This is a genomic window from Eubacterium sp. 3_1_31 (assembly GCF_964249515.1).
GTDB classification, from domain to species: Bacteria; Bacillota_I; Bacilli_A; order Erysipelotrichales; family Erysipelotrichaceae; genus Longicatena; species Longicatena caecimuris.
Genome location: NZ_CAXUBY010000038.1, coordinates 1 through 12,867, shown reverse-complemented (window position 1 = coordinate 12,867; position 12,867 = coordinate 1). Strand labels below are relative to the sequence as shown.

The 12,867-nt window shown below is 40.9% G+C and carries 14 protein-coding genes and 1 riboswitch; of the genes, 1 reads left to right on the top strand and 13 read right to left on the bottom strand.

Annotated elements, in window-relative coordinates; genetic code table 11:
- Nucleotide 1: 1 nt before the first annotated feature.
- From rplC to rpsL, 12 genes are all read right to left on the bottom strand, one after another.
- Entirely contained in the window at nt 2-685 is a 684-nt protein-coding gene (gene rplC, locus ACESSZ_RS12850; RefSeq protein WP_008690110.1) for a 50S ribosomal protein L3, read from the bottom strand.
- A 13-nt stretch (nt 686-698) separates the two neighbouring features.
- Entirely contained in the window at nt 699-1,010 is a 312-nt protein-coding gene (gene rpsJ / locus ACESSZ_RS12845) for a 30S ribosomal protein S10 (protein WP_008690111.1), read from the bottom strand.
- Between the two features lie 480 nt (nt 1,011-1,490).
- A complete protein-coding gene (locus tag ACESSZ_RS12840) occupies nt 1,491-2,219 on the bottom strand; it encodes a TatD family hydrolase (RefSeq protein WP_331866845.1) in 729 nt (242 codons plus the stop codon).
- A complete protein-coding gene (locus ACESSZ_RS12835) occupies nt 2,212-2,949 on the bottom strand; it encodes an ABC transporter ATP-binding protein (RefSeq protein WP_270373393.1) in 738 nt (245 codons plus the stop codon). Before ACESSZ_RS12835 ends, ACESSZ_RS12840 begins: the two co-directional genes overlap by 8 nt.
- Nucleotides 2,950-2,958: 9 nt before the next feature.
- A complete protein-coding gene (locus tag ACESSZ_RS12830) occupies nt 2,959-3,948 on the bottom strand; it encodes an ABC transporter substrate-binding protein (protein WP_331866846.1) in 990 nt (329 codons plus the stop codon).
- A 16-nt stretch (nt 3,949-3,964) separates the two neighbouring features.
- On the bottom strand, nt 3,965-4,711 hold the full coding sequence (locus tag ACESSZ_RS12825) for an ABC transporter permease (RefSeq protein WP_008979801.1): 747 nt from the start codon (nt 4,709-4,711) through the stop codon (nt 3,965-3,967).
- Between the two features lie 66 nt (nt 4,712-4,777).
- Nucleotides 4,778-4,879, bottom strand: a riboswitch (TPP riboswitch).
- Nucleotides 4,880-5,257: 378 nt separating this feature from the next.
- Nucleotides 5,258-5,569: a YbjQ family protein gene (locus ACESSZ_RS12820; RefSeq protein WP_008690121.1), complete on the bottom strand. Its 312-nt coding sequence runs from the start codon at nt 5,567-5,569 to the stop codon at nt 5,258-5,260.
- A complete protein-coding gene (locus ACESSZ_RS12815) occupies nt 5,550-5,768 on the bottom strand; it encodes a hypothetical protein (RefSeq protein WP_008690122.1) in 219 nt (72 codons plus the stop codon). Before ACESSZ_RS12815 ends, ACESSZ_RS12820 begins: the two co-directional genes overlap by 20 nt.
- A 152-nt stretch (nt 5,769-5,920) precedes the next feature.
- Complete coding sequence (tuf, locus tag ACESSZ_RS12810; protein WP_008690123.1) at nt 5,921-7,105, bottom strand: elongation factor Tu; 1,185 nt, start codon at nt 7,103-7,105, stop codon at nt 5,921-5,923.
- A 67-nt stretch (nt 7,106-7,172) separates the two neighbouring features.
- Nucleotides 7,173-9,251: an elongation factor G gene (gene fusA / locus ACESSZ_RS12805; protein ID WP_008690124.1), complete on the bottom strand. Its 2,079-nt coding sequence runs from the start codon at nt 9,249-9,251 to the stop codon at nt 7,173-7,175.
- A 14-nt stretch (nt 9,252-9,265) separates the two neighbouring features.
- On the bottom strand, nt 9,266-9,736 hold the full coding sequence (rpsG, locus tag ACESSZ_RS12800) for a 30S ribosomal protein S7 (RefSeq protein WP_008690125.1): 471 nt from the start codon (nt 9,734-9,736) through the stop codon (nt 9,266-9,268).
- Between the two features lie 25 nt (nt 9,737-9,761).
- Nucleotides 9,762-10,187: a 30S ribosomal protein S12 gene (gene rpsL, locus ACESSZ_RS12795; RefSeq protein WP_008690126.1), complete on the bottom strand. Its 426-nt coding sequence runs from the start codon at nt 10,185-10,187 to the stop codon at nt 9,762-9,764.
- Nucleotides 10,188-10,405: 218 nt separating this feature from the next.
- On the opposite strand from rpsL, the gene ACESSZ_RS12790 reads away from it, so the two are divergent.
- On the top strand, nt 10,406-11,209 hold the full coding sequence (locus ACESSZ_RS12790; RefSeq protein ID WP_008690127.1) for an HAD family hydrolase: 804 nt from the start codon (nt 10,406-10,408) through the stop codon (nt 11,207-11,209).
- A gap of 231 nt (nt 11,210-11,440) precedes the next feature.
- Here the strand turns inward: ACESSZ_RS12790 and brnQ are convergent, their stop codons facing one another.
- Nucleotides 11,441-12,784: a branched-chain amino acid transport system II carrier protein gene (gene brnQ / locus ACESSZ_RS12785; RefSeq protein WP_270373396.1), complete on the bottom strand. Its 1,344-nt coding sequence runs from the start codon at nt 12,782-12,784 to the stop codon at nt 11,441-11,443.
- Nucleotides 12,785-12,867 lie beyond the last annotated feature (83 nt).

Genomic DNA, 12,867 nt, shown 5'->3' with positions numbered 1-12,867 from the left:
TTTATTCCTCCTCTTTCGTGTAATCTACCAAAGTCACAGGAGCTTTATCGCCCTTAGAACATTTAGCAGTGCGTACCATTACTAATCCACGTTTAGGTCCAGGCACGTTACCTTTAATTAATAAGTAGTTGTTTTCAACATCAACTTTAACAATTGTCAGGTTCTGGTTTGTTGTTCTGTAACCACCTTCCTGACCAGCCATGATTGTTCCTTTCAGAATCTTACCCTGGCGAGATGTAATACCGTTGGTAGCCAAAGAACCAATGTGTCTGTGGTGTCCTGAACCATGGCTCTTAGGACCGATCTTCGCGTTGTTACGAACGATCGTACCGTTATATCCTTTACCCTTGCTAGTTCCGATTACATCAACCGTTTCACCAGCAGCGAAGATATCAACTTTAACCTCGTCACCAAGATTTACATCTAATTCGCAATCGCGGATTTCCTGAGCGAAACGCTTAGGAGCCGTGTTAGCTTTTGCCGCATGTCCCTTGCTAGGCTTTGTGCTGCGTGTTTCTTTTACATCTTCAAATCCTAACTGTACAGCTTCGTATCCATCGTTTTCCACTGTCTTTTTCTGTAATACTACGTTTGGTGTAGCTTCAACAACAGTAACCGGAATCAGTGTTCCTTCTTCCGTAAATACCTGTGTCATTCCAAGTTTACGTCCAAGTATACCTTTCATGATGTCACCTCCATTACAGCTTAATTTCGATGTCAACACCACTTGGCAGTTCCAGACGGCTCAATGAGTCGATTGTTTCTGCTGTAGGTCCGACGATCTCAATTAAACGTTTGTGCGTTCTGATCTCGAATTGTTCGCGAGAATCTTTGTATTTGTGTACCGCACGCAGGACTGTTACAACCTGCTTTTCAGTTGGAAGAGGTACTGGTCCAACAATCTTTTTTGCACCGTGAGCTTGTGCTGCCTGAACGATCTTTTCTGCAGAAGCATCCAAGATTCTGTGTTCGTAGGCCTTTAAGCGAATTCTTACGCTATTTTTTGCCATGAATATGTCTCCTTTCGTCTATATCGACTATAGACTCGCTCGATGCGAATTCCCTGACCTCGCCGTCCATGACAACGTTTCTCAGTGGGTCAGCAACCTCGCATGTCATTGCGGTCGTGAGAATATTCTAACACAGTTGAATAGTGAATACAAGCCTTATTTACCGTATTTTTTAACTTTTTTTCAAGGTTTTTTATCATCTTACTTCACATGGTTGCGAGATATAAAATGATAGCGTTTACATGAATTTTCATCCATAAAAGACGGCTATTTTACGATAATTCATGGTCAAAATCGGTAAAAAAACAAAAAAATCTCCTCCTCTAGAAGCCGCTGTGCCTCTTGAAAAGAAGATTCTATATATTCCTGTAAGATGAAATCGTGTTTTTATGTGCACGAAGGCTTTCTATGCAATGCCTTATCCAAAGCTTTCTGTTTATGTCGATGGCACACATCGTAAGTGAAACACTTCTTTATTCTTTATACAGATGATTCGCATTTATTTAAGAAATGGTGATAATTATCCATCAACTGTGCAGCTAAAGATGCTTCTGCTATCTGACGAAGCGCCGCAATCCGCGTTATGCTGCGTGTAAGATACGTACGATAGGCAGCAAGCGCTACCTCCTTCTGCTCACACCAGCGTATCGCATCAATGCCATCACTTTCTATTAGCATACGTTGTAAAGAAATCTTACGGGCTACTTTGGTAACGGCAGGATCATCACCAACCGATGGTCCAATGGTAAACCAGCAATCCAATGCCATATAGTCTTCCAAATAATCATCGCAGGAATACCAATGCACAAGATACGTATTCGGATATTTTCGCAGCAATGATAATGCTTCTTTTTCCATGCCTTTTAGATGTAACAAGATGGGCTTATGTAATTGCTGTCCCAACTGCAGTTGTTTTTCAAAAACTTCCCTCTGCTTTTCCATCGGTGTTTTACACCATACGGAATCTAAACCGATTTCTCCAAGGATCTCTGCTTCTTGCAGAATCGCTAACATCGCTTCCCAAGTTATCGCGTCCGCCTGCCATGGATGAATCCCGGCACTAATTCTAAGCTTTGGATATTGTGCTTGCAGTTCTTTTAGAAAGTGATATTCCTGTGGCGATGCCGCATTTGCTATACCCTCTATCTGATGTTTTTGCATTTCCTTAAAGAACGCTATATCGCTGATATGCAGATGTGCATCATGCATGCGACTCCCCCCTTAATAATGAATAAATTTCTTTTCGCTGTTCGCCTTGTGTAAACAGCCAGTCCCGACTTTTGACTACTTCATGTAAATTGATTTCCTTGACGATAGATGCCGGTGAACCGCCTAAGATCAAGATACGATCTGCCAGATATAAAGCCTCATCAATATCATGTGTTACTAGTAAGGTCGTCTTCTGCAATTCTTTTCGCATCGCTAACAGCCAATCCTGCATATCATTGCGCGTAATGACATCCAAGGCGCCAAAAGGTTCATCTAACAATAGGATATCTGCACTGCAAAGCGCTGTTCGCAAGAAGGCTGCTCGCTGTCGCATACCACCGGATAATGCTTTGGGATAGGCATGCTCATAACCAGCCAAACCAAAAGTCGCAAATTCTTTTAACGCTTGTTGCTGCGCTTGCTTTTTGGCATGGTGCAAGCGACCATACAAGGTCACATTTTCTAAGATCGTATGCCAAGGGAGCAGTAAATCGCTTTGTGGCATATAAGCAAAGTGGGAGGATATGCCTTCTACTTTTTCATCATCTACATAGAAACAGCCTTCTGCAGCTTGTAAAACTCCAGCCAAAATATTTAACAGAGTTGATTTCCCACAGCCGCTAGGTCCTATCAATGCCACAAATTCACCTTCTGCCACCTGTAAGCTGACATGTTCCAGTATTTTTTTATTTTCAAAGGCAATTGCCATATCCTCCACACGCAGTTTCATAAGCTCTCCTTATTTTACAAATTCATTTGTATATTGTTCACTAGCTTTGATCTTTTTATCAATCAGTTTATACTCATACATAAAATCGGTGTAATTATCCCACACTTCATCTTTCATGACACCCCATGTTTTTGCATCCTTACGATATTCCGCACTTAAATACTTCTGGCTTTCTTTTAAGAATGCTACATCGGTATCCGGTAAGATCTTCTTCATGATTTCGGCAGATTCTTCAGGATGATCAATGGCATATTCATATCCTTTTTTCACTGCGTTCATAAATTTCTGTACCGTTTCTGGATCTTCCTTCAACATCTTTTCATTTGTGATAATGACCGGTGTGTAATAATCCAAACGCTTATCTAAGTCCTTTAATGGCATGTAGTTGACATCATAGCCATCCATGCGGCCCTTGATAACTGCCCAGCCTTCAAATTCCCATTGAATATCCACTTTTTTACCTAATGCCGCAAATCCGCTGCCATCAGCTCCTACCATGGTAAGCTTTTTGAAGTCTGCATTTGCTTTGTTCATGACCGCTTTAATAACCGCTTCCTCACTTGGTGCCTGCCAGCCGGCATACACCTTTCCTTCAAAATCCTTTGGCGATTTGATATTTTCTTTCTTTAAAGAAACAAACCCACTGGTATTATGCTGGATAATGGTCGCAATGGCTTTGATTGGCAACACTTCCTCAGCCGTTCTGGCATAGGTGACATCTTCCTGATAGCTGACACCAAATTCACCTTTATTAGCGGCAACCAATACTGCACTCGTAGAATCATCTCCAGGTTCTATGATGTTGACCTTTAGACCTTCCTCTTTAAAATAACCCTTTTCCTGTGCTACATAAAAGCCGGTGTGATTTGTGTTTGGTACATAGTCCAATACTAAAGTAACTTCTTTTAACTCTTTTTTTGCGTTATCTTTTGCAGATCCACAGCCCGCAAGAGATGTAACCATCAACGCAGATAAAGCAAGCAATCCAATCTTTTTCATGTTGTTTTCCTCCCTTCTAGCGTTTATAGGGAAATACGATTCGCTCAAGCAACGTCACTGCCAAATGTAATAACAGACTCCAGAAGATGATAACGATGACACAGGCAAACACTTTATCTAACATATAACCGTTCTTTACCCGAATCATATAATAACCAAGACCTGCGGATGCACTCAGCCATTCACCGACGATAGCCCCGCCGATACAATAGGTCGCTGACACCTTTAACCCAGAGAAAAGGGCTGTTGCGGCTGCCGGTATCTTGACATACGCATAAACTTGCCACTTTTTCGCGCCAAAGCTTTTCAACAGGTTGATCTGATTAACATCCACTTGTGCCAATGCATCACAAAAGGCAATTACGATAGGAAAGAAGCACATAAACACGACCATCAATACCTTAGGTGCCATGCCAAAGCCCAGCCAGATGGTAAACAGCGGTCCTAAGACCATCACCGGCACTGTCTGTGTGACAACCAAATGAGGGAAAATGCTATGCTTAAAGTTCTTTGACAGATCCATGCCAATGGCAATCAAGATAGCAGCCACTGTCGCAATCATCAGACCTGTAACAGCTTCCTGCAATGTCACCATGGAATGCATCCATAATACATCTGCATTCGCAAGCATCGCTTCAACAATCTTACTAGGAGCAGGCAATATGTATAAATCTACATCAAAGATTCTCACACATGCTTCCCAAATACCAAGCGTTGCGAAAAGGGTTATGGCTGGCATTATGTATTTACGATAACGTTTCATCTTGCACCTTCCTTCCTACAAATAAAAAACACCTCAAATGAGGCGTAAGCGAACCAATCTAGTATTTCTTTCTTAGATATGACTCCCTACGCTAGCATTAACTAGATCAGGTCATAAGGGACCATCCATAAGGATATCTCAGCCGTAAAGGCGCCCCTGTCATGACAGTATTATTATACTCTATTCTAAGCGAAATGCAATGCCATCGAAATATTTACCTAAATTTATAAGATGAGACAACTTTTTAATCTTTCCAACTTTTTAATCTTTCATTGTATGTTTTTAATATTATCTATATCACTTAGGGATATCATCGCTATTGTAAAGAGGTTCGTGTGTATTGGCAAAGATAATACCGCTATTGTAAAGCGATTCATGTGTATTGGCAAAGATTATATCGCTATTGTAAAGAAATCCATGTATATCCCCAATAAAAATTATCTACATTACCAAAGAAAAAAGCATTTGTTAGTAAGTGAGCGACTGCATCAAGAACTTTTTCCATCTGCATCTATCAGCTTTCCTAAAACAAATGCCTTTTTGCTACTACTTAAATTTTACTGCGGTGCCATAAGCAATAACTTCTGCAGCACCACCCATAATAGCACTGGAAGCATAGCGAACATTCACTACAGCATCTGCGCCTAAGTTTTCAGCCTCTTCAACCATACGCTTTGTCGCAAGCGCACGTGCTTCATTCATCATCTCATTGTATGCCTTCAATTCACCGCCAACCAAAGTTTTAAAACTCTGTGAGATGTCCTTGCCGATGTTTTTGGTTTGGATGGTACTTCCTTTTACCAATCCTAACATGTCGAGTTCTTTTCCTGTAATGTAATCAGTATTTACTAAGATCATCTTCTTCATTGCTCCTTATCTCATGGATGCGTTCCATGACTACATGAATCCATAAAAACAACAGTGCCAGCATAGGAATCCCAATGAGCAGCAATATTGGCAGTGGTGCTTGTCCCCAAAATAAAAGACATATCCACATGATCATGTAAAAGCAGCCAATAATACCAATGATGATAGGGGCCGCCATTTTCTTTCCCATAATATCACCTAGTTTCTAACTTTATTATGAAACAGATAAAGAGAAAAAGCAAGAGGGGATAACTATTGAGCAAAGAATTTACAGCTAGGTTGCAAAAGGAAATAGACTAGAAAAAGAGTGCCGAAGCACTCTTTATCGTTTATAAATTCTGATTACTCGATGATTTCAGTAACGTTTCCAGAACCTACAGTACGTCCACCTTCACGGATTGAGAATTTTGTGTTGTTTTCGATAGCGATTGGAGCGATCAATTCAACAGTCATTTCTACGTTATCCCCAGGCATAACCATGTCAGTTCCTTCTGGCAATGTGATAACACCTGTTACGTCAGTTGTACGGAAGTAGAACTGAGGACGGTAGTTAGATACGAATGGAGTATGACGTCCACCTTCGTCTTTGCTCAATACATAAACCTGAGCTTTGAATTTTGTATGAGGGTGTACAGTTCCTGGTTTAGCAAGAACCTGTCCACGCTGGATCTGATCACGGTTGATACCACGCAGCAATGCACCGATGTTATCTCCAGATTCTGCGAAGTCTAACTGTTTACGGAACATTTCCAGACCAGTGATAACGGTCTTCTGAGTGTCTTTGATACCAACGATTTCAACTTCTTCACCCAATTTAACAACACCACGTTCAACACGGCCAGTAGCAACTGTACCACGTCCAGTGATTGTCATAACGTCTTCTACAGACATCAAGAATGGTTTATCCGTATCACGAACTGGATCAGGGATGAATTCATCAACTGCATCCATCAATTCGTTGATAGCGTCAACATATTTAGGATCTCCTTCAAGAGCCTTTAATGCAGAACCACGGATAACTGGAGCGTTGTCACCGTCGAAACCGTACTCGCTCAGCAGTTCACGTACTTCCATTTCAACAAGGTCAACCAATTCGTCATCGTCAACCATGTCGCATTTGTTCAAGAATACAACGATGTAAGGAACACCTACCTGACGAGCAAGCAAGATGTGCTCACGAGTCTGAGGCATAGGACCATCAGATGCAGCAACAACCAGGATAGCACCATCCATCTGTGCAGCACCAGTGATCATGTTCTTAACGTAGTCAGCGTGACCTGGGCAGTCAACGTGTGCGTAGTGACGTTTGTCAGTCTGATATTCAACGTGTGCAGTGTTGATTGTGATACCACGTTCTTTTTCTTCAGGTGCACCGTCAATCTGGTCATAAGCCTGAGCCTGTGCCATACCTTTAGATGCCAATACATTTGTAATAGCAGCAGTTAAAGTAGTTTTACCGTGGTCAACGTGACCGATAGTTCCGATGTTAACATGTGTTTTGGAACGGTCAAATTTTTCTTTAGCCATTTTAATTTCCTCCTAAATTTATAGATTTCATGTATATTCTAATTCAAAGTTTTTATAAAAGCAACAATTAATTTTCAGAACTGTTGTTTTTAACGATTTTTTCCGCAATGCTCTTAGGAACTTCGCTGTAATGGTCGAATTTCATGGAATAATTTCCACGACCCTGAGTGAAAGAACGAAGATCCGTTACATAACCAAACATTTCAGACAATGGGATATGTGCCTTAACGATGATCGCATTTCCTCTTTCTTCCTGGTCAACGATTGCCCCACGACGTGAGCTAACATCACCCATAACGCTACCTAAGTATTCGTTTGGTGCAGTAACTTCTACCATCATGATTGGTTCCAGAATAACTGGTTTACACTTCTTAGCAGCTGCTTTCAGTGCCATAGAAGCGGCAATCTTATATGCCATTTCACTTGAATCGACATCATGGTAAGAACCATCGAACAATGTTGCTTTGATATCAATTACAGGATACCCTGCAATAATACCGTTTTCTAATGCATCACGCAGACCTTCTTCAGTAGGTTTGATGTATTCACGAGGAACGCTTCCACCAACGGTAGCGTCAACGAATTCAAATCCTTTGCCTTCTTCCTGAGGCTCAAATTTGATCCATACGTGACCATACTGTCCACGACCACCGGACTGTTTGATGTATTTACCTTCACAATCAGCTGTTTCGCGAATTGTTTCACGGTAAGCAACCATTGGCTGACCAACATTTGCTTCTACCTTGAATTCACGACGCAGACGGTCAACGATGATATCCAGGTGAAGTTCACCAACACCGGCGATAATCGTCTGTCCTGTTTCCTGATCTGTATAAGTTTTGAATGTAGGGTCTTCTTCAGCAAGTTTTGCCAATGCTAAGCCCATCTTATCCTGGTCAGCTTTAGTTTTAGGTTCCAGACTCAATTCGATAACTGGTTCTGGGAATTCCATACTTTCCAAAACGACTGGATCATTTTCAGCACACAGAGAGTCACCTGTTGTCGTTACTTTCAAACCAACGGCAGCAGCGATGTCACCTGCATAAACTTCTTCGATTTCTTTACGAGAGTTTGCATGCATCTGAACGATACGTCCGAAACGCTCTCTCTTACCTTTGGTAGAGTTCAATACATAGCTTCCCGATTTTGCTGTACCGGAGTATACACGGAAGTAAGATAACTTACCTACGAATGGGTCCGTAGCAATCTTAAATGCTAATGCAGAGAATGGTTCATCATCACTTGCGTGACGCTCTACTTCACTACCATCTTCCAATGTACCCTTGATAGCAGGGATATCTAATGGAGAAGGCAGATAATCAACAACTGCATCCAGAACCATCTGAACACCTTTGTTCTTATATGCAGAACCACACAATACTGGGAAGAAGTCACCCTTACATACCGCAATACGCAGTACACGTTTGATTTCTTCAACGCTTGGTTCTTCACCTTCCAGAACCTGCATCATGAATTCTTCATCGTAATCAGCCAGATATTCCAGCAATTTTGCACGATATTCTTCTGTCAGATCTTTCAGATCTTCAGGAATTTCTTCAATCTTGATGTCAGTTCCTAAGTCGTTTGTATAAATTTCAGCTTTACGCTCGATGATATCTACGATTCCAGAGAATGTAGATTCAGCACCGATTGGCAGCTGGATTGGGCAAGATTTTGCCCCTAAACGATCAACGATCGTCTTACAGGACATCAGGAAGTCAGCTCCTGTTGCGTCCATTTTGTTACAGAATACGATTCTTGGTACGCCATAAGTCGTTGCCTGACGCCAAACGGTTTCCGTCTGAGGTTCTACACCGGCTTTTGCATCCAATACAGTTACCGCACCATCAAGTACACGCAATGAACGTTCAACTTCAACTGTGAAGTCTACGTGGCCCGGAGTGTCAATGATGTTAATACGGTGACCCTTCCATGCTGCTGTTGTGGCAGCGGAAGTAATGGTGATACCACGTTCCTGTTCCTGTGCCATCCAGTCCATCGTTGAAGCACCATCGTGGGTTTCACCGATTTTATGGTTAACACCTGTATAATACAGGATACGTTCTGTTGTTGTAGTTTTACCAGCATCGATATGAGCCATGATACCAATGTTACGAGTCTTTTCTAATGAATACTGACGTGGCATAATGAACTCCTTTCTTACCAGCGGTAGTGAGCAAATGCCTTGTTCGCTTCTGCCATCTTATGAGTATCCTCACGTTTTTTCACAGATGCACCGCTTCCGTTAGCAGCGTCCATGATTTCAGCAGCAAGTCTTTGCTCCATAGTTTTTTCACTACGCAGACGAGCGTAGTTAACGATCCAACGCAGACCTAAAGTCAAACGTCTTTCAGCAGATACTTCTACTGGGACCTGGTAGTTTGCACCACCTACACGACGAACTTTCAGTTCCAATAATGGCATAACGTTTTCTAAAGCTTTTTCGAAAACTTCCATTGGTTTTTCATTTGTTTTTACTTCAATAATATCAAACGCGTTGTACAGAATCTTCTGAGCAACCCCTCTTTTACCATCAATCATGATTTTGTTGATCAAACGAGTGACCAGCTTGGAGTTGTAGATAGGATCTACTAATACATCACGTTTTGCTACATGTCCTTTTCTAGGCATTGAAATTTCCTCCTTTCACAATTGACTATTTCTTTTTCGCTTCTTTTGGTTTTTTAGCACCATACAGAGAACGGCTCTGGTTACGGTTAGCAACACCGGCACAGTCCAAAGTACCACGAATGATGTGATAACGAACACCTGGTAAGTCCTTAACACGACCTCCACGGATCATTACAACACTATGCTCCTGTAAGTTATGTCCGATTCCTGGGATGTAAGCTGTAACTTCCATACCGTTGCTCAGACGAACACGGGCATATTTACGCAACGCAGAGTTTGGTTTCTTAGGTGTCATGGTACCAACACGGGTACATACACCACGTTTCTGAGGTGCGCTCAGGTTAGTAGGACGTCTTTTCAATGAGTTATATCCTCTATTCAGAGCAGGTGACTTAGAAACGTTCACGCTCTGTTCACGACCTTTACGAATTAATTGGTTAATTGTTGGCATAATATCCTCCTTTCGCAAACACACATTTCCGGGTGTGTCATTTTGAAGTGTAAATTTAGTTCCCGCTGTTGGGGAACCCTAAAAATCCACTTGCCTATCTATCTTAAATCAACTGAAATCGGATGTCAACACCTTTTTTCTATTTTCTTTGAAAAATGCCCATTCTTTTAGTATAATGACAACGGTATGATTACATACAGGAAAGAGGAAGTTTATTTATGGCTTACAAAATCGCTTTTTTTGACATGGATGGGACCATGTATCAAACAGAAAACGACATTATTCAACAGGCAAATCTGGATGCACTGCGCAAGTTAAAAGAACAAGGCGTGCTGGTATGTGCAGCTACCGGAAGACCTTTGAATCAGATGCACCTGATCTTAGAACGCATCCCCTATTTTGATTATATGGTATTGATCAATGGCGGTTATGTGTTGGATGCACAACAAAATCTGTTATTTGAAAATCCCTTAGCAAGGGAAACCACACAGGATATCGTTGACTGGTGCGAGGAACAACAGAATGGCTTGATGTTTCATTTTGGCGATGCATCGTATATTTACGACAGCTTTTATCCATTATATGACTTTTGCAGAGATCATCATGTATTGGATTATTTATTCTATGATGAAAACCGCAGTTATCACAAACGTCATAATGCATATAATTCTGTCATTATGACAAAGAATCAGCGTGCATTGGATACTTTCTTAAAGCAGCACCCGATGCTGCGCAGTGATCTGATTGAAGTAGCTGAAGATCATTTCTGTTACGATGTCTTCAATGCAAATAATGATAAATTTGTTGGCATTTCTCAGGTATTGCGAAAGGAGAACCTCACTTGGGAGGAATGTGTCTGCTTTGGTGATAGTACAAATGATATTAAGATGCTGGAAATGGCAGGGATGGGCGTTGCCATGGGGACTGCCAGTGACTATGTGAAATCCTTCGCGGATATGGTTACCGCTTCTGTCTATGAGGAAGGCGTTGCCAAAGGGTTAAAGAAAATTTTTCAATTCTAAGACACTGCCTTATATTGATGCAGGTGGCACAACTTGTATTATCGCAAACACTTGCTGTTACCATTAAGAAAGCTTATGAAAAGGATAGCGCCAGATGCGTATTGTCGGGCACTATCCTTTTTTATTCAGTAAGATGTCATTACTTATTGCTTTGGAAAATATAAATAGAGGAAGAAAAGCAACTGTATGATGTATGATGATTTTAATATAGGTTATGCATTAGAATAAGCGTTATTCCTGTACGGCAGCAGCACTAGCTGCTGTTTTATTTAGGAAAGGCAAAGCACCAAGAATACTGCCAATTGCTCCGGGAAGTACCCAACCTAAGCCCAACTCATAAAATGGCAATTCTCTTACCCAAACACTCACACTGCCTAAAGATAAACCGGCTGTGTCTAAGCCATATAAAAATGCAACAATAAAGGTAATTCCCATGCCAACGATGTAAACACTTTTACGATGTTTAATAAAGCGGCGCATAAAAGATAACAAAATCAGCGTAACCGTAACAGGATAAATAATTAATAATATTGGTAATGCGATTTTAATAAGCTGACTCAAACCGACATTCGATATCACAAAACTGAATAAACAGACAAAAGCAGCAATTTTCTTATAAGAAACACGTGGCAATAATGTCTGAAAATAATCAGAAAAGGAAGTTGTCAAACCTATGGCAGTGGTAAGACAGGCAAATAAAACAGCAATTCCCAAAATGATACCTCCAACACTGCCAAATAAATGATTAGTCACTGCATGCAGCAAGCTACCACCATTTTCAAATGGTGTAATCGTCACAGCTCCCACATAGGTCAGCATAAAATAAACGACACCTAAAAAAGCCGCAGCACCTAATCCACATAAAATGGTATATTTCGCAATTGCTTTTTTATCACTGACACCATATCCACGAACTGCTGTTATTACTAAGATAGCAAAAGCCAGCCCTGCCGGTCCATCTAATGCATTATATCCCTCAATCATACCTTGAAAAAATGGTATATCCACATAAGCTCCCTTCGCTTGTGTCATCGTTCCAAAAGCTAAGGGTTCTTGTGATTGCGGATACAATAAGGTTGCGATAAAGATAGCGAAGATACTGATCAGTAATACAGGCGTCAAATATTTTCCAACGACATCGACGATTTTACTAGGATTAGAACTTAAATAATAGGTCAATCCAAAAAATATCGCCGTAAACAAAAAGGAAAACAGCATTCGATTACTATTTCCAAGATAAGGCAATGCCGCTATCTCAAAAGATACACTTCCTGTTCTTGGTAAGGCAAATAAAGGGCCTATTAACATATACACACAGATAGACAAAAATAATGCAAATTTAGGGCTTACCAATTTACCTAAGTCACTCATAGAATTACCAACCAGGACAACAGCAGTAACTCCTAATATGGCAATTCCAGCATCGGTCAGAATAAAACCAGCCAAAGCCGCAAGATAGCTTGTTCCTGCTAATTGTCCCATAGCAGGTGGAAAAATCATATTGCCAGCTCCAAAGAATATGGCAAACAGCATCATAGATACCGTTATTATTTGACGAAAAGTTAATGTTTTCATAATTCTTCTTGTATTATTTAATTACCCAAGAAACAGGTAATTAAATAATATCTTCCTTTCTTGGGAATTCATTAAGCTATATA

What these genes read in the sequence shown, in the direction of transcription:
- rplC (WP_008690110.1), bottom strand. Translation starts at nt 685, where the DNA reads ATGAAAGGTATACTTGGACGTAAACTTGGAATGACACAGGTATTTACG.
- rpsJ (WP_008690111.1), bottom strand. Translation starts at nt 1,010, where the DNA reads ATGGCAAAAAATAGCGTAAGAATTCGCTTAAAGGCCTACGAACACAGA.
- ACESSZ_RS12840 (WP_331866845.1), bottom strand. Translation starts at nt 2,219, where the DNA reads ATGCATGATGCACATCTGCATATCAGCGATATAGCGTTCTTTAAGGAA.
- ACESSZ_RS12835 (WP_270373393.1), bottom strand. Translation starts at nt 2,949, where the DNA reads ATGAAACTGCGTGTGGAGGATATGGCAATTGCCTTTGAAAATAAAAAA.
- ACESSZ_RS12830 (WP_331866846.1), bottom strand. Translation starts at nt 3,948, where the DNA reads ATGAAAAAGATTGGATTGCTTGCTTTATCTGCGTTGATGGTTACATCT.
- ACESSZ_RS12825 (WP_008979801.1), bottom strand. Translation starts at nt 4,711, where the DNA reads ATGAAACGTTATCGTAAATACATAATGCCAGCCATAACCCTTTTCGCA.
- ACESSZ_RS12820 (WP_008690121.1), bottom strand. Translation starts at nt 5,569, where the DNA reads ATGATCTTAGTAAATACTGATTACATTACAGGAAAAGAACTCGACATG.
- ACESSZ_RS12815 (WP_008690122.1), bottom strand. Translation starts at nt 5,768, where the DNA reads ATGGGAAAGAAAATGGCGGCCCCTATCATCATTGGTATTATTGGCTGC.
- tuf (WP_008690123.1), bottom strand. Translation starts at nt 7,105, where the DNA reads ATGGCTAAAGAAAAATTTGACCGTTCCAAAACACATGTTAACATCGGA.
- fusA (WP_008690124.1), bottom strand. Translation starts at nt 9,251, where the DNA reads ATGCCACGTCAGTATTCATTAGAAAAGACTCGTAACATTGGTATCATG.
- rpsG (WP_008690125.1), bottom strand. Translation starts at nt 9,736, where the DNA reads ATGCCTAGAAAAGGACATGTAGCAAAACGTGATGTATTAGTAGATCCT.
- rpsL (WP_008690126.1), bottom strand. Translation starts at nt 10,187, where the DNA reads ATGCCAACAATTAACCAATTAATTCGTAAAGGTCGTGAACAGAGCGTG.
- ACESSZ_RS12790 (WP_008690127.1), top strand. Translation starts at nt 10,406, where the DNA reads ATGGCTTACAAAATCGCTTTTTTTGACATGGATGGGACCATGTATCAA.
- brnQ (WP_270373396.1), bottom strand. Translation starts at nt 12,784, where the DNA reads ATGAAAACATTAACTTTTCGTCAAATAATAACGGTATCTATGATGCTG.